The 20,556-nt window shown below is 64.4% G+C and carries 19 protein-coding genes and 2 pseudogenes; 10 read left to right on the forward strand and 11 right to left on the reverse strand.

Features of this window, described 5'->3' with window-relative positions:
• Positions 1-118: 118 nt before the first annotated feature.
• From IVB27_RS31320 to IVB27_RS31340, 5 genes are all read right to left on the reverse strand, one after another.
• Entirely contained in the window at positions 119-1,774 is a 1,656-nt protein-coding gene (locus tag IVB27_RS31320) for a TRAP transporter large permease (RefSeq protein ID WP_247340841.1), read from the reverse strand.
• A gap of 28 nt (positions 1,775-1,802) precedes the next feature.
• Positions 1,803-2,384, reverse strand: coding sequence for a TRAP transporter small permease subunit (locus IVB27_RS31325; protein ID WP_247446690.1), 582 nt, complete (start codon positions 2,382-2,384; stop codon positions 1,803-1,805).
• Positions 2,385-2,553: 169 nt separating this feature from the next.
• Positions 2,554-3,588 carry a GTP 3',8-cyclase MoaA gene (gene moaA / locus IVB27_RS31330; RefSeq protein WP_247446691.1) on the reverse strand — a complete coding sequence of 345 codons (1,035 nt, stop codon included), beginning with the start codon at positions 3,586-3,588 and terminating at the stop codon, positions 2,554-2,556.
• A gap of 107 nt (positions 3,589-3,695) precedes the next feature.
• Positions 3,696-4,184 carry a hypothetical protein gene (locus IVB27_RS31335; RefSeq protein WP_247446996.1) on the reverse strand — a complete coding sequence of 163 codons (489 nt, stop codon included), beginning with the start codon at positions 4,182-4,184 and terminating at the stop codon, positions 3,696-3,698.
• Positions 4,185-4,337: 153 nt separating this feature from the next.
• On the reverse strand, positions 4,338-5,012 hold the full coding sequence (locus tag IVB27_RS31340; RefSeq protein ID WP_247340836.1) for an HAD family hydrolase: 675 nt from the start codon (positions 5,010-5,012) through the stop codon (positions 4,338-4,340).
• 167 nt (positions 5,013-5,179) lie between these two features.
• Here IVB27_RS31340 and rpiA point away from each other — a divergent pair, with 167 nt between their 5' ends.
• Genes rpiA through gor form a run of 3 tightly spaced genes read left to right on the forward strand, consistent with a single transcriptional unit; the run spans position 5,180 to position 7,849 of the window.
• A complete protein-coding gene (gene rpiA, locus IVB27_RS31345; protein ID WP_247340835.1) occupies positions 5,180-5,893 on the forward strand; it encodes a ribose-5-phosphate isomerase RpiA in 714 nt (237 codons plus the stop codon).
• A gap of 2 nt (positions 5,894-5,895) precedes the next feature.
• Positions 5,896-6,414 (forward strand): DUF2059 domain-containing protein, encoded by a 519-nt coding sequence (locus IVB27_RS31350; RefSeq protein ID WP_247446692.1) that lies wholly within the window; start codon positions 5,896-5,898, stop codon positions 6,412-6,414.
• 46 nt (positions 6,415-6,460) lie between these two features.
• Complete coding sequence (gene gor, locus IVB27_RS31355; protein ID WP_247446693.1) at positions 6,461-7,849, forward strand: glutathione-disulfide reductase; 1,389 nt, start codon at positions 6,461-6,463, stop codon at positions 7,847-7,849.
• A 9-nt stretch (positions 7,850-7,858) separates the two neighbouring features.
• Here the strand turns inward: gor and IVB27_RS31360 are convergent, their stop codons facing one another.
• The 4 genes from IVB27_RS31360 to IVB27_RS31375 all read right to left on the reverse strand — a co-directional run bounded on the left by IVB27_RS31360 (position 7,859) and on the right by IVB27_RS31375 (position 13,429).
• Positions 7,859-8,998 carry a glucuronate isomerase gene (locus IVB27_RS31360; protein WP_247446694.1) on the reverse strand — a complete coding sequence of 380 codons (1,140 nt, stop codon included), beginning with the start codon at positions 8,996-8,998 and terminating at the stop codon, positions 7,859-7,861.
• 334 nt (positions 8,999-9,332) lie between these two features.
• Positions 9,333-9,959 (reverse strand): FMN-binding negative transcriptional regulator, encoded by a 627-nt coding sequence (locus tag IVB27_RS31365; RefSeq protein WP_247446695.1) that lies wholly within the window; start codon positions 9,957-9,959, stop codon positions 9,333-9,335.
• Positions 9,960-10,033: 74 nt separating this feature from the next.
• Positions 10,034-11,500, reverse strand: coding sequence for a MocR-like pyridoxine biosynthesis transcription factor PdxR (pdxR, locus tag IVB27_RS31370; protein WP_247446696.1), 1,467 nt, complete (start codon positions 11,498-11,500; stop codon positions 10,034-10,036).
• 171 nt (positions 11,501-11,671) lie between these two features.
• The gene (locus IVB27_RS31375; RefSeq protein WP_247446697.1) at positions 11,672-13,429 is read right to left on the reverse strand and encodes an MOSC and FAD-binding oxidoreductase domain-containing protein; all 1,758 of its coding nucleotides are present in this window, start codon (positions 13,427-13,429) and stop codon (positions 11,672-11,674) included.
• Between the two features lie 169 nt (positions 13,430-13,598).
• Here IVB27_RS31375 and IVB27_RS31380 point away from each other — a divergent pair, with 169 nt between their 5' ends.
• The 5 genes from IVB27_RS31380 to IVB27_RS31400 all read left to right on the forward strand — a co-directional run bounded on the left by IVB27_RS31380 (position 13,599) and on the right by IVB27_RS31400 (position 16,377).
• Positions 13,599-13,979: a nuclear transport factor 2 family protein gene (locus IVB27_RS31380; protein ID WP_247446698.1), complete on the forward strand. Its 381-nt coding sequence runs from the start codon at positions 13,599-13,601 to the stop codon at positions 13,977-13,979.
• Between the two features lie 303 nt (positions 13,980-14,282).
• On the forward strand, positions 14,283-14,756 hold the full coding sequence (locus IVB27_RS31385; RefSeq protein ID WP_247446700.1) for a TerB family tellurite resistance protein: 474 nt from the start codon (positions 14,283-14,285) through the stop codon (positions 14,754-14,756).
• Positions 14,757-14,758: 2 nt separating this feature from the next.
• Positions 14,759-15,121, forward strand: coding sequence for a hypothetical protein (locus tag IVB27_RS31390; protein WP_247446702.1), 363 nt, complete (start codon positions 14,759-14,761; stop codon positions 15,119-15,121).
• On the forward strand, positions 15,118-15,756 hold the full coding sequence (locus tag IVB27_RS31395; RefSeq protein ID WP_247340826.1) for a TerC family protein: 639 nt from the start codon (positions 15,118-15,120) through the stop codon (positions 15,754-15,756). Before IVB27_RS31390 ends, IVB27_RS31395 begins: the two co-directional genes overlap by 4 nt.
• 33 nt (positions 15,757-15,789) lie before the next feature.
• Positions 15,790-16,377: a TIGR00645 family protein gene (locus tag IVB27_RS31400; protein ID WP_247340824.1), complete on the forward strand. Its 588-nt coding sequence runs from the start codon at positions 15,790-15,792 to the stop codon at positions 16,375-16,377.
• A 120-nt stretch (positions 16,378-16,497) separates the two neighbouring features.
• On the opposite strand, the pseudogene IVB27_RS31405 reads toward IVB27_RS31400, so the two are convergent.
• Positions 16,498-17,579: pseudogene (locus IVB27_RS31405) on the reverse strand (substrate-binding domain-containing protein).
• A 113-nt stretch (positions 17,580-17,692) separates the two neighbouring features.
• On the opposite strand from IVB27_RS31405, the gene IVB27_RS31410 reads away from it, so the two are divergent.
• Together IVB27_RS31410 and IVB27_RS31415 are read left to right on the forward strand one after the other, a co-directional pair.
• Positions 17,693-19,177 (forward strand): aldehyde dehydrogenase family protein, encoded by a 1,485-nt coding sequence (locus IVB27_RS31410; protein ID WP_247446997.1) that lies wholly within the window; start codon positions 17,693-17,695, stop codon positions 19,175-19,177.
• Positions 19,178-19,364: 187 nt separating this feature from the next.
• Positions 19,365-19,628: a hypothetical protein gene (locus tag IVB27_RS31415; RefSeq protein ID WP_247340821.1), complete on the forward strand. Its 264-nt coding sequence runs from the start codon at positions 19,365-19,367 to the stop codon at positions 19,626-19,628.
• Between the two features lie 9 nt (positions 19,629-19,637).
• Here IVB27_RS31415 and IVB27_RS31420 read toward each other — a convergent pair.
• A pseudogene (locus tag IVB27_RS31420) lies at positions 19,638-20,533 on the reverse strand (alpha/beta hydrolase family protein).
• Positions 20,534-20,556: the final 23 nt, after the last annotated feature.

Here is a 20,556-nt window from a genome sequence, read left to right on the forward strand (position 1 = left end):
GCGGCTCCGAGACCCGCATAATCCACCGAACCGCCGTATACGGACCCGTACGTACGGTGGTGTGGGAGGGGCGACGCCGCGAGGCGTCCCCCTATCCCGATTGCGGGCGGGCCGGGCGCTATTGCTTCGGTTGGCCGAAGTCGAGCGGCGGCAGATCGATCTGCGGAATTTCGATCTTGATGCTGTTGGGATCGACGGTGGACTGCACGCCCTTGTAGTGCATCACCATCGACGGGAACATGATCACCAGCAGCACCATGATGAGCTGGATGACGACGAACGGCACCGCGCCCCAATAGATCTGTCCCGTCGTGACCGGCTCCATGCGTTTGCCGGTGACGCGATCGGTATAACGTTCCTTTGGCGCGACCGAGCGCAAATAGAACAGCGCAAATCCGAACGGCGGGTGCATGAACGAAGTCTGCATGTTGACGCCGAGGATGACGCCAAACCAGATCAGGTCGATGCCGAGATGCTCCGCCGCGGGCCCGAGCAGCGGGATCACGATGAAGGCGAGTTCGAAGAAATCGAGGAAGAACGCCAGCACGAACACGAACGCGTTGACGAAGATCAGGAAGCCAACCTGGCCGCCGGGCAGGGAGGTCAGCAGGTGCTCGACCCAGACGTGGCCACTGACGCCGTAGAAGGTGAGCGAGAATACGCGTGCCCCGACCAGGATGAAGACGACGAAGGCGGAGAGCTTTGCCGTCGATTCGACCGCCTGACGAACGAGGTCCCAGGTCAGCCGACGTTTCATGGCACCGAGAATGAGGGCGCCGGCTGCGCCCATCGCACCGCCTTCGGTGGGCGTCGCGACACCGATGAAGATCGTGCCCAGCACCAGGAAGATCAGGAACAGCGGCGGCACCATGACGAAGGTGGTTTGTTGCGCCATCTTCGAGAGGAAACGGAAGCCCGTGAGCTTGTCGATGGCCCAGTTCGCGACGGCGACGGCGAACGCGAAGAGGATGCCGAAGAACATGCTGAGCACGACGAAGTCGGCGCCGTGGGTCTCCGAATTCCGCATCATGAACCAGCCGAACACGCAGCTCGCGAGGAACAGCACGCCAAGCGACTTCAGGCCGCGGTCGCCGCTTTCCTCGCGGAAGCCGATCGCCTCCTTGGGAAGGCCCGGCGCCGCTTTCGGAAAGATCAGGGTGACGAGAAAAGCGTACCCCGCGTAGAGGCCCGCGAGCACCAGGCCCGGAATGAACGCGCCCTCGTACATGTCGCCGACCGACTTGCCGAGCTGGTCCGCCATCACGATCAGGACGAGCGAGGGTGGAATGATCTGCGCCAGCGTGCCGGAGGCCGCAATGATGCCGGTCGCCACGCGGCGGTCATAGCCGTAGCGCAGCATGATTGGCAGTGAGATCAGGCCCATCGAGATCACCGAAGCCGCCACGACGCCGGTCGTCGCCGCAAGCAGGGCGCCGACGAACACCACCGCGTAGGCGAGGCCGCCCCGGATCGTGCCGAACAACTGGCCGATAGTGTCGAGCAGATCCTCGGCCATGCCGGAGCGCTCGAGCACCAGTCCCATGAAGGTGAAGAAGGGAATGGCGAGCAGCGTGTCGTTGTTCATCACGCCGTAGACGCGCTCGGGCAGCGCCTGCAGGAAATCCGGATGGAATTCGCCGAGCTGAATGCCGATCACGGCGAAGAAGAGGCCGACGGCGCCGAGCGAAAATGCCGCCGGGTAGCCGAGCAGCAGCACGATCACCAGCGTGGCGAACATGATTGGCGCCATATTGGCGATGAGAAACGCGGTCATTGAATCCCCCTACGATGCCGCTTGGCGATCACTTCTGTTCGATCGCTTCAACGAGGTGCTCGACTTCGGCCTCCAGCGCCGAAACCTGCGACTCGTGGGGATCCGGAATCATGCCACGCATGATGGCGATCCGCTTGATCAGTTCGGAGATGCCTTGAACAAGCAGGAGCGTGAAGCCGATCATGACGAGTGACTTGGCCGGCCATTGCGGCAGGCCGCCCGCATTGCCGGATTGCTCGTTGATCTGGAGCGAACGCAGGAAGAACGGTACGCCGGTTACGATCATGACGACGGTCAGCGGTATCAGGAAGAAGAGGTGCCCGATCACGTCGATGACGTTGCGAACCCGCTTCGGCATCATGCTGTTGAAGATGTCGATCCGGATGTGCTCGTTATCGAGCAGCGTCCAGGACGAGCACAGCAGGAACACGATGCTGAAAAGCACCCATTGCAGCTCGAGCCACGAGTTGGAGGACGTGTCCAACGTCTTTCGAATAATCGCATTCAGCGCCGAGATGACGACGGCAACCAGGATCAGCCACGCCAGGCGCTTGCCCGTCCAACGTGTGAACGCGTCAATTCCATTGCTCAGCTTCAGGAGCGCTTGCAAGATTGGTCCTCCCCGATTTGCCCCGGCCGTCTTGACTGCGCCGAGTGGCGCGTTGGCTTGTCTCGCCGCGCAGGCATGAGGCAGCCGCACCAAACCAGTGAGCGTGCCGCCAGTCAATCGGAAGTTTGTTGATAGTTAAGGGGAATAAGTCGCGGCCGGCCAGCCGATGCTAGCCGCCGGTGACACTCATGTGCCGCGAGACACTGGGGCGGTCGTGGCGGCGGTCGATGATGAAGTCGTGGCCCTTGGGCTTGAGCCCGATGGCGCGGTCGATCGCTTCCGCAAGCAGCACATCGTCATCCGATGCACGCAGAGGTTTGCGCAAATCAGAGGCATCCTCGTGGCCGAGACAGGTGTGCAACGTTCCCGTGCAGGTGACGCGCACCCGGTTACAGGATTCGCAGAAATTGTGGGTCATCGGGGTGATGAAGCCGAGCTTGCCGCCGGTCTCGGCGACGCTGACATAGCGCGCCGGCCCGCCGGTGCTCTCGGCCAGATCCGTCAGCGTGAATTGCTGGGCGAGGCGCGCGCGCACCAGCGACAGCGGCAGATACTGGTCGAGCCGTCCCGATCCGATCTCGCCCATCGGCATGACCTCGATCAGCGTCAGGCCCATGCCCTTGCCGTGGGCCCAGCGCATCAGGTCGGGAAGTTCGTCTTCGTTGAGGTTCTTCAGCGCCACTGCGTTGATCTTCACGGCAAGCCCCGCGGCCCGTGCGGCCTCGATGCCTTCCAGCACCTTGTCGATCTCGCCCCAGCGGGTGATCTCGCGAAACTTTTGCGGGTCGAGCGTGTCGAGCGAGACGTTGATGCGGCGGACGCCGCAATCGGCGAGCTCACTGGCATGTTTCGCAAGCCGGGTGCCGTTGGTGGTCAGCGTCAGCTCGCCCAACGCGCCGCTCTCGAGATGCCGCGACAGCGAACGCACCAGCGTCATCACGTTGCGGCGGACCAGCGGCTCGCCGCCGGTGAGCCGCAGCTTCTTCACGCCTTTGGCAATGAAGGCCGAGCAGAGCCGGTCGAGTTCTTCCAACGTCAGCAGATCCGCCTTGGGCAGGAACGTCATGTCTTCCGACATGCAGTAGAAGCAGCGCAGGTCGCAGCGGTCGGTGACGGAGACGCGCAAATACGAGATGGTCCGTCCGAACGGATCGGTCATCGCGCTCGACAGCGCGGCGCGGGGGCTCGCGGAAAGTCCGTTCATACCAAATGCCTTGTCCCTTACGGCAACGGGCGCAGCTTTGCGTCAGCGGTGCTCTGGAAGCAATCTAAGCATCAGACGCGTCAGAGACAATTGGGGGATAACGGAGGTCAGCGTTTGCCGGCATTCGGATCGGGAAACGGCGAACCCGCGGCCGGTGCGGCCTCAGCCGGGGCAGCGGCGGACGCCGCCGGTTTCGGCTTCTTGGGCCGGTGCGGCTTGCGGACCGGTTTTGGCGGGGTGGCCGGCTGGAGTTCAGCGAAAACCGGGCTCGGGTCGGTCGTGACCGAGGCGGGTGTGGTGAAATCGCTGGGATTCTTGATGACGTTCACCGGCACGCTCGCCGGCTGGTATTTTGGCAGGGCGAAAGCCACCGTGAAGGGGGCGTCGGGGGCCGGAATCGAGACGGAGCAGGGGGTTTTGCAGCCCGGACCGAGCGAGGTTGTGGCGTCAGCACCCGGAGGATTGGATTCGAGCCGGACCTGGACCGTCGGCGGGGCCGATTTGAACACGTCCCAGGACATCGAGGAGCAGCCGGCGAGGCTTGTTGCCCCGAGGAGGCTTGCCCCAGTTAACGCAATCGCGATGACACGACGCATGACCATCCACTTCTGCTGCGACGAACCGCCACATCCCCGGCTAAACCTAGGAGCGTCGTTCCAGGCAAGCAACCGGCGGGCCGCGCATAATTAATAGATGGTTAACGCAGGTACCGAGAAATAATCACGTGATTTCAGTGGCTTGGTGTGTTCTTACGCCGTCATCAGGCTGTGGGCTGCGGCCGGCAGGTCGCGCATGTGATGGATCAGCCGGTCCGGCTTGAGCTCGGCGATCGGCACGTCCGTATAGCCGAAGCTGACCCCGATCACGGGAACTCCAGCGCGCCGGGCCACGCCGACATCGGGTCCGGCATCGCCGACCATGATGCTGGCTTTGACCTCGCCGCCGGCCCGCGCCACCGTTTCGCGAAAAATGGCCGGATCGGGTTTCTGGACGCCAAAAGTGTCGGCGCCGCAGATCGCCGCGAAGCGCCGGCTCAGGTCCAGCTGGTCCAGCAGCCGCTTCGACAGCCATTCCAGCTTGTTGGTACAGACCGCGAGGCGATGGCCCTGGGCCGCAAAATGGTCGAGCGCGGCTTCCAGCCCCTCGAAGGGCCGGGATTCGACGGCGATATGGTCGGCGTAATAGACGATGAAATCGGCCGTCAGCCGGTCCATGTCGGCGGGCGTGACGCTGCGGCCTTCGGCCTCCAGCCCCCGCTCGATCAGCTTGCGGGCGCCGGCGCCGATCATGTTGCGGGCCGAGGCCATCGGCACGGGCGGCAGCCCTTCGCGGTCGAGCACGTAATTGAGCGCGGTGATCAGGTCGGGCGCCGTATCCACAAGCGTGCCGTCGAGATCGAAGACGATGGTGTGAGGAGAGGTCATGATCCCAGCGCTACCGGCCTGGCCGTATAGGCGCAAGGGGCGGCGCCATAAGATCAGCTTATAGAGCTGTTTCCAGACCCTGTTCTCCGAGGGGAAACGGGGCTACATAGGCCGCCGCAAGCGAGCTTCATCGGCGGCACACTCCCTAATCCAGAGGCGGGCGCATCGTGAACATGGACCAGTTGAAGCGGCAGGCTGCGGCGCGCGCCCTCGAGGATGTTCGTGACGGCATGCAGCTCGGGCTCGGCACCGGCTCGACCGCCAAACATTTCGTCGAGCTGCTCGGCGAGCGGGTCCGCGCCGGGCTGAAGGTGATCGGCGTGCCGACCTCCGAGGCGACGCGGCTCGATGCCGAGCGCTGCGGCGTGCCGCTGACCACGCTGGACGCGATTGACCATCTCGACATCACCGTCGACGGCGCCGACGAGATCGATCCCGCGCTCAACCTGATCAAGGGCGGTGGCGGCGCGCTTTTGCGCGAGAAGATCGTGGCGGCCGCCTCCGATCGCATGATCGTGATTGCCGACGACACCAAGTGGGTGCCGACGCTCGGCCGCTTTCCGCTGCCGGTCGAGGTCATCCCGTTCGGGCTCGGCGCAACGCGGCGTGCGATCGAGAAGGCATTTGCGGAATGCGGCGTTTCCGGGCAAATGGCGGTCCGCAAAGGCAAGGACGGCCACGTTTTCGTCACCGATGGCGGCCACTGGATCGTCGATGCCCAGCTCGGTCAGATCGTGGATCCGCCCCGCCTCGCCAAGGCGTTGAGCGCGATCCCCGGCGTGGTCGAGCATGGGTTGTTTATCGGCTTGGCCAGCTCGGCTGTTTTGGCGGGTGGCGAGGGAATCCGCGTGGTTGAACGGCGAAAGCCGAAAGGAGACTAGGAATGAAGAGCGTTTTGAAGTTCTTGCCGGTCGTGACTCTCGCTGTGGGACTGGCCCTCTCGGCCGCCCCGGCGCTCGCCCAGCAGGCGGCCCCGCCGAAATCCTCGCCGAGCGCCATCGCGGCCGCCAAGGAGATCCTGGCGATCAAGAACGCCGGCGCGATGTACGCCAACGCGGTGCCCGGCATGGTCGAGAAGACCAAGATCACGCTGATCCAGCAGAACCTCAACTACCAGAAGGACCTCAACGAGGTCGCACAGGTCGTCGCCCAGCAGCTCAAGGGCCGCGAGAGCGAAATCGGCGACGGCATGGCGCAGGTCTATGCCAGCGAGTTCACCGAGCAGGAGCTGAAGGATCTCGTCACCTTCTACAAGTCGCCGCTGGGCAAGAAGCTGATCGAGGCCGAGCCGCGCGCAATCGGGCTGAGCATGGCCTTCATGAACTCCTGGGCTCAAAATTTCTCCGAGACCGTGATGGGCAACTTCCGCGCCGAGATGCGCAAGCGTGGCAAGGAGATCTGACAGATACTATCTGATCAGGAGTTGCTGAAAGAGGTCGGAGTGGACAATGGCTGAATTCGACGTCGACCTCTTTGTCATCGGTGGCGGTTCGGGCGGCGTGCGTGCCGCCCGCATCGCGGCCGGCTACGGCGCCCGTGTGATGATCGCGGAAGAGTACCGCATGGGCGGGACCTGCGTGATCCGCGGCTGCGTGCCGAAGAAGCTGTTCGTGATCGGCTCGCATTTCCGTCATGAAATCGAGGATGCCGCGGGATTCGGCTGGACCGTTCCGCCTGCCAGCTTCGACTGGCCGACACTGATCGCCAACAAGGACAGGGAGATCGCCCGGCTCGAGGCGATCTACACTGCCAACGTCGAGAAGGCGGGTGCGCAGGTCGTGAAGAGCCGTGCGGTGATCGAGGACAAGCACACCGTCCGCCTGCTCGAAAACGACAAGAAGATCACGGCAAAATACATTTTGATCGCCACTGGCGGCGCGCCCAATCACGGCGCCTCGATCCCCGGCATCGAGCACGTGATCTCCTCCAATGAAGCTTTCCATCTGACCAAGCTGCCGAAGCGGATTGTGATCCAGGGCGGCGGCTACATCGCGCTGGAATTCGCCGGCATCTTCGCCGGCTTCGGCTCCGACGTCACCGTGATCTATCGCGGCGACAACATCCTTCGCGGCTTTGACGAGGATGTTCGCACACACGTCCGCGCCGAGATGGAGAAGCAGGGCATCACCATCCTCACCGGCTGCACGGTAGCGAAAGTCGATCGGCACGGCGAGGAGTTCACCACGCATCTGTCAAACGGATCGAGCCTTGCCTCCGACCAGGTGATGTTCGCGATTGGCCGCCATCCGGCGGTGGCCAATCTCGGCCTGGAGACGGCCGGCGTCGCCATCAACCCCAGGAATGGCGGCATCGCGGTCGATCATTTCTCGAGGAGCTCGGTCGACAGCATCTATGCGATCGGCGACGTCACCCACCGCTTCAACCTGACGCCGGTCGCGATCCGCGAGGGCCATGCGTTCGCCGATACCGTGTTCGGCAAGCGCGAGGTGCAGGTCGATCACGCCACCATCCCGACCGCCGTGTTCTCGCAGCCGGAGGTCGGCACCGTCGGCCTCACCGAGACCGAGGCGCGGGCGCAATTTGGCCATGTCGACATTTACAAGACGACGTTCCGCCCCATCAAGGCGACGATATCGGGCCGCGATACCCGCGTGCTGATGAAGCTCGTCGTCGACGGTGCCTCCGATCGCGTACTCGGCTGTCACATCGTCGGTGATGCCGCGGCCGAGATCACGCAGGCAGTCGCGATTGCGGTGAAGATGAAGGCGACCAAGGCCGATTTCGACGCGACGATTGCGCTGCATCCGACCGCGGCCGAAGAGCTCGTCACGATGCGCACCCCGACCGCGCGGCATGTGCGCCAGGCGGCGGAATAACCCCGGCGCTCAGCCGTACAGATACCCGACCGGCTTGCCTTCGGTGCGCAGGGGACGGATGTCCTTCTGCGTGATGATCTGACCGGCGAGGCCGTCGATCTCGTCGCGCTGCGTCGGCGTCCAGCTGCGAAGGTCGTTCATGCCCTTGAGAAGGCCGAGCCGGAGAACTTGCGTGTTGTCACCGATGCCTGTGAGGCTGATCGCGTTGTTGCCGGCGGTCACCACATCGCCAGCCGCGAGCTCAAAGGTCTCGCCAGCCTTGCTCTTGAATTCAGCCGTGCCGCGAATGACGCGATAGATCGCAACCTCGCCCTTGGCCAAACTGGCGGCGTCCGCAGCTGTCGATGTGCTCTTCGGCAAAAGTGACTGGCCACGCGGGTCGGTCGCGATGATGTGGCCGGTGACGAGATGGCCGCTCGGGGCCTCGATCCCGATGTCGCGCACATAGACCGGCATCGCCGATTTGACAGGGCTGTCGGTGAGCGGCTTGAACAGCGCATCCAGCGCCAGGGGATCCTGAAGCCAGAAGCCTGCATCGGCCGGGCGATCATGCAGTGAGTGGCTCCAGGCCACACGCGGCGTCTCGGCCTCGTTGATCTGGTCCGGGCCGACGATGCTCGGGTTTGGAAAGGTGGTGGGATCGGTCACGAAGGCTTCGAGGAATTTGCCCGAATAGCCCATGGAAATCGGATCCGGCACCACCGTCTGCGGCGTCTTCAGGTTCTCTTCGGTCGACAGTCCCGACCAGGTGTAGAACAGCTGGCGGTGCACGATCGCGCTCTGCAACATCACCGCGCCAGGGCCGACATTGTAGAAGCGCCCGTCATAGTCGAAGGTGAACGCGCCGGAGGTGACCAGCACGAGCTGAAAGCCGCCCGGCGGAAGATGCAGGTGGAAATCGGTAGGGCCGGTGTCCGGACGGTAGATCGGCAGATTGGTCGCGACTTCGTGCAGCAGGAAGGTTTCGTTGTTGGCGTGAAAGCCTTCGTTGGCGCGATTGTAGAGCGCTTGCGGCCGGTACGTCGCTTCGAACTTCGCATTCCGGTCGCGATCGATCGCCACGAAATCCCGAGCGTTGAGGCGAACGGGCGTCCCGTCCGGGCGGGTCAGGCCGGTGAATTTGAGATCGCCGGCGGCATGCACGTTCATGGCATTCTCCGATTCTGGGCCGCTCACCCGGTCTCTCGGCGCACGCATCTTGCCGCTCCAATCGTGGGAGAGCAGGGAATCAGGCCTGATGCTGCCTTGCGAAATTTGGGCCAGTCGAGGTGCCGCGCGGCACGCGGGCTCTTCGGCTCGCCGCCACGCGAAAAAAAATCGAGGTTGCACCTGATGTTAGATGACCCGCTTCACGGGCCTGCATGGCCCTCTTCGCCAAGCCTGCAGATCCAGTGACGAGACGCGTCTTGTCTAATTTGTCGGCAGGTCTTGCGCGGACGTGCGGCTGCGCCGATCAGCAACGCCTCGGCGCGCCGAACTTCGCTCACATCGGCACCGGAATGAGGGGCGCAACCTCCCGATCAAGCGCGTTCTCGCTCGCCGCAAGCCCTTGCGCGACGCCGACACGGTCGGTCTCGGGACGGTTCTGGCTCATCTTGCGCTTGCCTTCGAACCGCACGACGGGAATGCGCACGCCGACGATTCCGCGCAGCTGCGCAGCGATGAAGTCGGCGGGGGCATCCGTAACTGCCCACGATTTTGCGCGCGATCCTTCGTGCCTGTTCGTGAGCCGCGTCACGGCGTCGAGCAGGCGCTCCGGCTCCTGGAAGAATTCGACCGGGCCGTAGGCATGCACCGCGACGTAGTTCCAGGTCGGCACGACCTTTTCGGTCTCCTGCTTGGTCGCGTACCAAGACGGCGTCACATAGGCGTCGGGACCGCTGAAGATCGCAAGCGCGTCTCCGATCGGCGGCAGCTTCCATTGCGGGTTGGCCTTCGCCACATGCCCGTACAGCACACCATGCTCGCCTTCGCTCTCGTCGAGAAGGAGCGGCAGAGGCGTGGCGACCGGGCCTTCGGTTGTGGCCGTTACCAGACTGGCGAGGCGGGCGCCGCGAATGGTCGCCCGGATGCCCTCAATGTCGTCCTTGAACGCGGGAGGGATGTACATGGTCTATCTCCGGTGTCGGTCTGGAGATAGCTGGAATCTGGTCTGTGAGAAACTGCCAGTTGTCGTATATTCTATCAGTCCAGTTCGGCCACGGCCTGTGCGAGAAGCCTGCAGCCGCGCTCGATCTGTGCGACCTCCAGTGCCGAATAGCCCATGACGAGGCCGACTGTCGTCCGCGCTCGGCGAGGTCCGACGAACAGTGCCGAGACGGAATAGACACCAACGCCCTTTGCATGGGCCGCCTTGATCAACGCGTCCTCACGCTTCTGAGGCAGGTCATCGAACCACGCGACGATGTGCAGGCCGGCGGCCGTGCCCTCGATCCGGACGCGATCCCCGAACCGGCGGCGAAGCGCGTCGAGCAGCGCTCGCTGGCGTTCGGCGTTGCGCCGGCGCACGCGCCTGATGTGACCGTCATAGGCGCCGCTTTCGAGCATCGAAGCGAGAGCGTCCTGTTCGATCAGCGGCGTGTGCCGGTCCATGATCTGCTTGGCGGCGGCGAACAGGGATCGCAGGGCGGAGGGCACCACCAGATAGCCGATCCGCAAGGTGGGAGAGAGCGTCTTTGAGACGGTGCCGAGATAGATCACGTTGCCACCGCCTTCCAGCGCGTGCAGCGGCGGGATCGGCTTGGTGTCGTAGCGATACTCGCTGTCGTAATCGTCCTCGATCACGTAGGCGTCGTTCTTGCGCGCCCAGGCGAGCAATTGGTGCCGGCGTCCGATCGGCATGACGCCGCCCAGCGGATATTGATGCGACGGCGTGACATAGGCGAGGCGGGCCTCGATACCATCAAGCCGCGCTGTCTCCAATCCATCCGCGTCGACGGGAATCGGGATCGTCTCGGCGCCCGTCGCCTCGAAAGTGTGCCGCGCCATCTGGTAGCCGGGATCCTCCATCACGAAGCGGTCGCCGGCGTCGAGCAGCAGGCGTGCGCAGATATCGAGGCCCTGCTGCGAGCCGTTCACGACGACGATCTGATCGACCTCGCAGCGGACGCTGCGCGACCGCCAGAGATAGCCCTGAAGCGCGATCCGCAGCCGCAGCGCGCCGCAGGGATCGTCATAGGCCAGCCGCTCGGGCTTGCGCGCCATCGCAGCGGTCATGGCCTTCTTCCATGCCAATACCGGGAAATCCGACGGCGCGAGCTCGCCATAGCGGAAGTTCGCGACGAGCCCGCGCGGCGGCTCGGTCCAGCGCGGCGGGTCCCGAAGCAACCGCTCGCTGAAGGCCGACAGCCGCACCTTCCGCGCCGACGGCCCCGACGCCACGCGCGTGCGTCCGCGCTCGACGATGGCGCGGGCCACACGCGGCCGCGCGCCATGGCGTGTCTCGATAAAGCCTTCGGCGGCGAGCTGTTCGTAGGCGACGGTGACGGTCGAGCGGGCCACGCCCATCTCGCCGGCAAGCGCGCGCGAGGACGGCAGCAACCCGCCGATCCCGTACACCCGTGCCAAAATCTGATCCCTCAGGGCTTCGTAGATGTGGCGCGCGCCCATGCGGCCGGCACGGCGAGCGGGATTGGTCTTCATCTGGATCATCCACATTCCAAGCCGGCATTCGACCGAGCGGACGATGTCGGAATGTGGTTCTAGTCCGGTTCGCCGAGAGTTTCGACGTAAGCCTTGCCGTAGGGATAAAAATGCTCCTTGCGGCCGTGGTCCCACAGCGTCCTGAGACCCGGCGCCGCCTCGCATAACGAGTCCCCATTTTCACAGATCAATCACGACATCGCTTCGGGGCCGCGAGCAGCAGATCAGGACGTTGCCCTCCGCTGGCGGGTCGAGTGGATCCGGCGCGTAGCTGACCGCTCCCGCGATCAGTCCGCTCTCGCAGTTGTGGCAGACGCCGGTCCGGCACGACCAGCGCACGGGGACGTCGCGGGCTTCGGCCAGCTCCAGCAGGCTGGCGTAGGCCGGTCCCCAGCACACATTGAGTCCACTTCGGGCGAACGAAACCATCGGGCCGGGGCCGGGGGCGCCGGCCGGCGTGTGCGCTCGCTTCTGCGGGGAGGACGCTATGCCGGGCGTCAAGGATGGTCCGGCGCCGAACAATTCGGTGTGGATGCGATCCGGCGCGACGCCCAACGTGGTGAGGCCAGCTTTCAGATCGCTCATGAAAGCGGCCGGTCCGCACAGATAGAAATCGCCGTCACGCGGCACGCTCAGGCTCCGGAGCAGGCGTGCGTCCAGATGTCCGGCTGTATCGAACTCCACATTGAGACGATCGCCCGGGTCAGGCGCGCTGTAACAGACGTGGCTATGGTGATGAGCGAGCCCACTTAGCAATTCGCGCGCCTCGGCGGCGAACGCATGTTCGCGGCCGTCGCGAGTGCCGTGAAGCCACCAGACGTCCCGCGTCGTCTCTTCAGCGACGAGTGCGTGGAGCATTGCGAGCACCGGCGTCACGCCGATTCCGGCGCTCAACAGGACGACTGGGCGCGCATCTTGCCGGAGCGTGAAACTGCCGCGGGGTGCACCGACCTGTACGACGTCGTCAATTCGGAGGTCATCGGCGATGTAACGGCTGGCGGCACCGTGCGCTTCGCGCTTGATGCTGATCCGATAGGGCGCGGCATCGGAGCCGCTCGAGAGCGAATAGCTGCGCGTCATCGCTTGAGCAGCCAGCGGCCCGAGTCGGACAACGACGAACTGACCGGGCAGGGCGGCGGCCACAGGATTTCCGTCGACGGGTTCGAGGATCAGCGACGTCACGTTGCCGCTTTCTGCGATCTTGCGGGCTACGCGAAACGGCCGGAATCCGCGCCAGGCCGGAGGTGGGCTCGCCGCCGATCCGAGCCCGGCGTTTCCCGCCGCTTTGTTCTCCTTGCGCTGCTCGAGCAGCGCCTCGAAAGAGCGGTGCCAGCCGCGGCTCAGCGCGGGAATCCGCAGCGCCCGCTCCAGGCGTTCGCGCGGATGAGGCGGCAGGTAAAGCAGCGCATTGATCTCGAACACGCTCATGCGCTCGGGCCCCACGGCGATCTGAATGATTTCGTCACCGGCCTCGACGTCGCCTTCCTCGATCACACGAAAATAGAACCCGGGCCGGCCGTGCCTGACCACCAGCGCCGCCATGTCCGGCTCGTCCATGCGAATGCCGAGCCGGTAGCAGGTGACGCGCGGCTGCGTCACTTCGAACAGGGCCGAGCCGATCCTGTAGCGGTCTCCGATGCACACGTTGCTGTCGGCAAGGCCCTCGACCGTAAAGTTCTCACCGAACTCGCCATGAACGAGGTTCGATCGACCCAGATGTTCCTGCCAGTATCGATAAGAATCGTCCTGATAGACGAATACGGCACGATGCTCGCCGCCATGACCGGCCGTATCGCCCTGGCCGTCGCCATCGATGTTGAGCCGGCGTGCCTTGCGCGCGCCTTTGACTGGTGCCTTCCAGATGCCGGTGTGGACGGTCCTTCCTTGCCAGGCGACGTCGCGCGGCAGGCCGACATTGACCGAAAGCAAACGTGCCATTGCGTGTTCCCAACCGTGACTGCGCGGCTCCGCCGTCATCCTTGCACCCGGACCGGGTTTTTGGCTCGTTAGGCGTTGTTAGACGTTGCGAGCAAGCCTTGCCACCGGCGGCCCTCAGGCCAATCTCAGATGGCGTCACGAGACACAGTCCGCAAAGAGGGAGATCACGATGGATGATCAGGGCAAACTGGCCGCGCTCCAGCGTCATTGGGACGCGTCGGACGCCAACGATTTCGAGGCCGAGCACGACATCTATCGCGAGGACGCGGTGCTCGACTATCCGCAATCCGGCGAGCGCATCCGCGGCCGCAGGAACATTCAGGAGAGCCGCTTCGTGCAGCCGAACAAGAAGCGCTTCACAGTTCGGCGCATCGTCGGGGGCGGCGATCTGTGGGTGAGCGAATTCGTGCTGACGTATGATGGGGTGCCGTCTTACGTGGTGAGCATCATGGAATTCCGCGACGGTCTGGTGGCCCAGGAGACGCAGTATTTCGGTGACAAGTTCGAGCCGTCGCCCTCGCGGGCGCATCTTGTCGAGCGGGTGGAGTAACACGGGCTCCGTCGCAATGACGGTGCGTCTGCCAAACAGACCAACACGGAACCCGATGCGGCGGCTGGTCGCAGTCTCGTCGCCTTGATTCCGACAGGCCCGTCTTTATGTGTGAAAGGAACAAGAATCCGGGCCCCTCTGGCGAGGAAGTCGACGCTGTCGGCAAAACCTCGTGATGTCGGATGACCTGTCCCGCGCGAATGCGATGGATCGGCCGATCGTCGGGCCTTCTTGAGAGTCTCTCCGACCCAATCGTCCCCATCGCAGCTCCGTGCGGTCATTTCGCAAGATAAGGGAGCAACGATGTCTGACGCCAAGCATTCAAATCCGATCGAAATCGAGATCACCGAGCCGTCCAGCCTGAACGAGCAGGCTGCGGTGGCGCTGGTGATCGTCGGCGCGCTGGTTGCGGTCGCCGACCGGCAAGTTTCACCGGTCGAACGCGACGAGGTCGTCCGTTTCATCCGGGATCGCAAGCTGGCACCGCACATCCCGGACGACCGGCTCTATGCGATGTTCGACGAGCTTGCCGAACGGCTCGAGGAACCGGATTTCGCCAATGTGGTGATCGACAATCTGCGTCCGGTCTCGGACCTGCGGCTGTCGGCTCATTTGATGGAACTGTCGGAGCGCGTCGCGGCCGCGGACGAGGACGTCCATCCCCATGAACTGCAGGCGATCAAGCTGTTGCGCCTGCTGACGCTGGTGCTACCGCGCGCAAAGCAGGTGGCGCCGGGTGCAGTGCGTGCCGAACAGCGCATTGCCGCCGAGGAGTAAGCATGAGCGCAGTTTCGGACGAGGATAAGATAGGGGCTTCGGGCGCTACCGGCCAGATGGCCGGCGGCGACCCGCGTCTCGACAAGCTTGTCCGGCGCCTGCCGCCGCGCATGGGCGACACCGTCACCTATCTGCTCAAGCCGTCCAGCCGCTGGGTGAGAATCCCCTCGGGCGCGCTGCTCATTGTCGGCGGCGTGCTCTCTTTCCTGCCGGTGCTCGGCGTCTGGATGCTGCCGCTCGGCCTCGCTTTGCTTGCGGAAGACGTGCCCGCGTTGCGATCCGCGCGCGGCAAGGTTTTGGATTGGGTCGAGCGGAAGAAGCCGCAATGGCTCGATCCGTCCGCACCTAAAAGCGATCAATCATGACTGAATTCATCACCACCGAAGCACTGACCGCGCTCTTTCAGGTCGTCCTGATCGACCTCGTGCTCGCCGGCGACAACGCCGTCGTCATCGGCCTTGCCGCAGCCGGCCTCCCGGCCGAGCAGCGCCGGCGCGCCATTGTCGTCGGCATCATCGCCGCCACCGCCTTGCGCATCGTCTTTGCCGGCGTCGCGACCCAGCTTCTGCAAGTGATCGGGCTGTTGCTCGCCGGCGGCGTGCTGCTGCTCTGGGTGTGCTGGAAGATGTGGCGGGAGCTGCGCGAGCAGGCCGCGCATGCGAACGAGCTCGCGTTCAGCCATGGCGGCGACGGGAGCGCTGCTGCCGCTCCGCGCAAGACCTTCAGGCAGGCGGCGGTGCAGATCGTCGCGGCCGACGTCTCGATGTCGCTCGACAACGTGCTCGCGGTCGCGGGCGCGGCGCGCGAGCATCCCTACATCCTCGCCTTCGGCCTGTTGCTGTCGGTCGCGCTGATGGGCGTCGCTGCCGATTTGCTCGGCCGCGTGCTTCAGAAGCAGCGCTGGATCGGCTATGTCGGTCTCGCTATCATCGTCTACGTCGCCTTCGAGATGATCTATCGCGGCTCGCTCGAGCTCGCGCCTGTCATCGCGAGTCTGTAAGGCAACGATTCTGCCTATCATGCGGAGTGATCAATGACGTCTGAACCCAAAGCACTTTCGGCCGATCCGGTGCCGGCGCCGCAAATCGGCCCGTTTGCCCAGCTCATCTTCGGCTCGCGCTGGCTGCAGGTCCCGCTCTATGTCGGTCTCATCGTCGCGCAGGCCGTCTATGTGCTGCTGTTCCTGAAGGAGCTCTGGCACCTGGTCGTGCACTCGTTCGACGCCAGCGAGCAACAGATCATGCTGGTCGTGCTCGGGCTGATCGACGTCGTCATGATCTCGAACCTGCTGGTGATGGTGATCGTCGGTGGTTACGAGACCTTCGTCTCGCGCCTGAACCTGAACGGTCATCCGGACGAGCCGGAATGGCTCAGCCACGTCAATGCCAGCGTGCTCAAGATCAAGCTTGCGATGGCGATCATCGGCATCTCCTCGATCTCGCTGCTCAGGACCTTCATCGAGGCGGGTAATCTCGGCACGACGCGCAGCAATTTCACCGAGTCCGGCGTGATGTGGCAGGTGCTGATCCACCTGACCTTCATCATCTCCGCGATCGGCATCGCTTGGGTCGACCGCCTCAGCGAGAGCGGCCACCGCAACAAGGCGGCCCGTCACGGCTGAGCGCGATCGGCCTTCTCAGGCGCCGATTTGGCGCTCGCGCGCGGCATGACGGACTCTCTTGGATCATTGCTGCGGAGATTGGCATTCCTGCCCGTCACGGACAAGGTGAACGCGCCATGATCATCGCACGGCGTGCATCTCCAGAAAGGCCTTCACGCCGGTGACGGTGCCCGTGTCCGACGGCACGTAGCCGGGCAGGGTAGCCACCGCTGCGCGAAAATCGGCGCTGCGGATGATCTCGAGGATGCGCTGCATCGGCCCGGTGTCCAGGAACGCGCGCTTGCAGACGAAGAAATAATCTTCGGTCAGGAGCCGGATGAAATCGAGGCCGAAATGCCGGGCGGCGGCTTCGACGCCAAAGCTCGCATCCGCCATGCCGCTCGCGACATAGGCCGCGACCGCGGCGTGGGTAAATTCGATCTGCTGCGCACCGTTGATGCGACTCTCCTCGATGCCGTTTGCCGCGAGCAGTTGGTCGAACAGAAGCCGCGTGCCGGAATCGTGGTCGCGGTTGACGAAGCGGACTTTTGGTCCGGTCAGATCATCAAGCGAAGCGATGCGCAGCGGGTTGCCGCGCGCGACCATCAGCCCCATCTCGCGCGTGACGAAACTGATGATGCGGTCCTCGCGCGGATCGAGCCATTCGCGGGCAGCCTTGATGCCCTGGGCCCGTAGCGCGCCGTGCGGCAGATGCAGGCCGGAGAGATCGCAGGCGCCCTGCGCCAGCGAGACCAGCGAATGCTGGTTGCTGACATAGCGCAGATCGACGCCGATGCCCGGCTCGCGGTCGAGGAATTCGCGCAGTTTTGCGACCGCAAACCGTGGCTGGCATGCACGCGGATCACCGACGGGCGCTGCTCGAGGAACGGCTTGATCTCGCTCGCCAGCTCCTGCGCGAGATTCTCAAGCTGAGGTCCGAGCCGGGCCTGCATGCGCTCACCCGCCCACACCAGCCGCTCGCCGAACGGCGTGAGTTTCGAGCCTTTGCCGCGCTGGGTCTCGACCAGCGGCGTGCCGAAAAACTCCGACCATTGCTCGATCAGATTCCAGACGTGGCGATAGGAGAGGTGCGCGTCGCGGGCCGCGCTGGTGATCTTCCCGGTCCTCCTGATTTCGTTGAGGACGCCGAGCATGATGATGGCGGTGCGCGGATTGCCCTCGCGGCGAAACCGCCAGACGGCCTCGATCTCGATCTGAAGCATCTCTTATCCTTATGAACTGCGCTTCATATGTTGGGCGTCCATTTGCAAACCATATCATATTTACTCCTATACATATGCGCCTAGTCTGGTCTTGCAGAACTGGAGAAAATATGATGTCAATTGCATATGATCTTGCGCATTCTCCGGCCACCGAGTTCATGTCCCGGCCCCAGCATCTGCTGATCGACGGCCGCCGCGTCCCCGCAAGCTCCGGTCGCACCTTCAAATCGCTCAATCCGGCCACCGGGCAGGTCATCGCCGTCGTCGCCGAAGGCAACGAGGCCGATGTCGAGCATGCGGTTGCCGCCGCGCGCCGGGCTTTCGAAGGCCCGTGGCGCACGATGCGGCCATCCGAACGAGGCCAGATCCTGCTGCGCTGGGCAGACCTGCTCAAGCAGCACGCCGACGAGATCATCGAACTCGAGTCGATCGATGCCGGCAAGCCGATCGCCGCGACCTCGCGGCAGGATTTCCCGGCCGCGGTCGACACGCTGATCTACTACGCCGGCTGGGCCGACAAGATCAGCGGCGACGTCGTGCCCGTGCGCGACGACGCCCTGACCTACACCGTGCGCGAGCCGGTCGGCGTGGTCGCCGCCATCGTGCCCTGGAATTTCCCGCTGATGATTGGGATGTGGAAGCTGGCGCCGGCGCTGGCCTGCGGCTGCACCATCGTGATGAAGCCGGCCGAGCTGACCTCGCTGTCGGCGCTGCGCATCGCCGAACTCGCGCTTGAGGCCGGCCTGCCGGCGGGCGTCTTCAACGTCGTCACGGGGCCCGGCCGGGTCGTCGGCGATGCGCTGGTTAATCACCCTGACGTCGACAAGGTCACCTTCACCGGCTCACCCGGCGTGGGTCGTGGAATCATGAAGGGCGCCGCAAGCAACTTCAAGCGTGTCTCGCTCGAGCTCGGCGGCAAGTCGGCCAACGTCATCTTTGACGATGCCGATCTCGAAGCCGCATCCAAAGCAGCGGCCTCCGGCATCTTCTTCAATGCCGGCCAGGTCTGCTCGGCCGGCTCCCGCGTGCTGGTGCAGGAGAAGGCCTATGACGAGGTCGTCGAGCGGCTGGCGGCACGCGCGAAGTCGCTCAGGATCGGTGATCCGCTCGACCGCAAGACGGTGCTCGGGCCCGTGATCTCCGAGAAGCAGATGAAGTCGATCCTCGACTATGTCGACATCGGCCGGAAGGAGGGCGCGACCCTCGTCACCGGGGGCGAACGTGTCGGCGAGCGTGGTTACTTCATCAGCCCCGCGGTGTTCGCGAATGTCGCGCACGAGATGCGGATATCGCAGGAGGAGATCTTCGGCCCCGTCGTCAGTGTCATCAAGTTCAGGGATGAAGCCGACGCGCTGCGGATCGCCAACGGCACGGCCTACAGCCTGGCTGCCGGCGTGTGGAGCCGCGACATCGGTAAGCTCCAGCGCTTCGCCAAGCGGGCGCGCGCGGGCACGGTCTGGATGAACACCTATGGCTACACCGACGTGCGCCTGCCCTGGGGCGGCGAGCGCGACTCCGGCCTCGGCCGCGAGCACGGCAGCGCCGCGCTCGACAACTTCACCGAGCCGAAGGCTGTGTGGATGAACCTGGCCGTCTGATACCTCCCGAGCGGCCAAGCCTGGAGCCCGCCTGATCGCCCGATCCGGCGGGCTCTTTTTTCGAGATCGGTAAAATTGCCTGCATTCCGCTCAGCGGCGGCAAACCCTGCGGACAAGAACCACGCGGCCTTAAACCCCGGCTTTGGAACCGGCGTGCATCCTGCCTGCAACAGTGTGGGGCACCAGCATGTCAGTTCTCAGGGAGGTCGTCGTCGCGGTCGCGGGAGTCTACGCGCTCCTGATCGCGTGCGACGCATTGTTCGGGGTCGGCGAGGCGCGCTTCGACGACGCCTATTACAGCGGCAGCTTCTACGCGCCGCAGCCGAAGGAGTTTCGTTTCGCCGGCGATACGCCGCCGGCGGTCCGCGTCAGCGAGGCGTTTGCGCAATTCGCGCCGGGCGAAGGCAAGCCGAACAAGCGCTACTCGTCGCTGACGACGATCATTCGTTAAGTGTCCGCCTCACTCCCCCTGGATCCATTCCGCCACGCCGCGCCACAGCGTGTCGCGATGCTCGGGGCGGAAGAAGCCGAAATGGCCTATTCCCTTGGCGCTGACCTCTGACGGTTTGACCGTCACCACCTCTGGCTTGATCGCGGTGAACCCGCTCGCAAGCAGTTCGACGGCGGGCCGCGTCGCCCACGGGTCGTCGGAGAAGCAGAGTGTGCGCAGCTCGCCCTTGAATTTTGGCAAAATTCTCCAGCGCCGGCAGCTTTGAATCGAAGAGATAGCGCGGGCTCGAGACCCACTCGGCCCATTGCAGGAAAACGCCCTTGGGCAAATCCTCGCCGATGCCGGCCCAGCCCGGCGCGTAACCGAGCGCGTGGACGAGCGGCACTCCGACAAAATTCATGAAGGCGAAGACCCGGTATTTTTCCGGCGACGTCATCAGCCGCCAGGTGGCCGCCTGCGAGGCCACAAACGCGGCGCGCGAGATGTCCACGCTGTTCGCGATCAGCCCGAGCGCCTGGCCGCCGAAGGAGTGGCCGACATAGGCCAGGGGAAGGGTGCGGTAGCGCGCGCATCCAGTGCACGGCGGCGGTGACGTCGAGCGCGGCCCAGTCCGACATCGAGGCCTTGAAACCGACCAGTGATTTCGGCTGGTTGTAGCCGACCATCGCCGGCAGCCGGGAGTCGCCGATGCCGCGATAGTCGTAAGTCAGGACCGCGCAGCCGCGATGGGCGAGATAGGAGGCAAAGCCGCGATAGATTTTCCGCGGGACGGCGGTGGCGGAGTTGATCAGTACGGCATGGCGTTTGGTGCCGCGCGGCAGGAACAGGGTGCCGCTCAGCGCATACCCGTCGGTCGCCGGGAAGCTGATCTCGTCAACGAAAACGTCGTCCAATGCCGCGTCCATGGGCAGAAGGTATCCTGCCAGTT

It is taken from the genome of Bradyrhizobium sp. 197 (assembly GCF_023073375.1).
Taxonomy (GTDB): Bacteria; Pseudomonadota; Alphaproteobacteria; order Rhizobiales; family Xanthobacteraceae; genus Bradyrhizobium.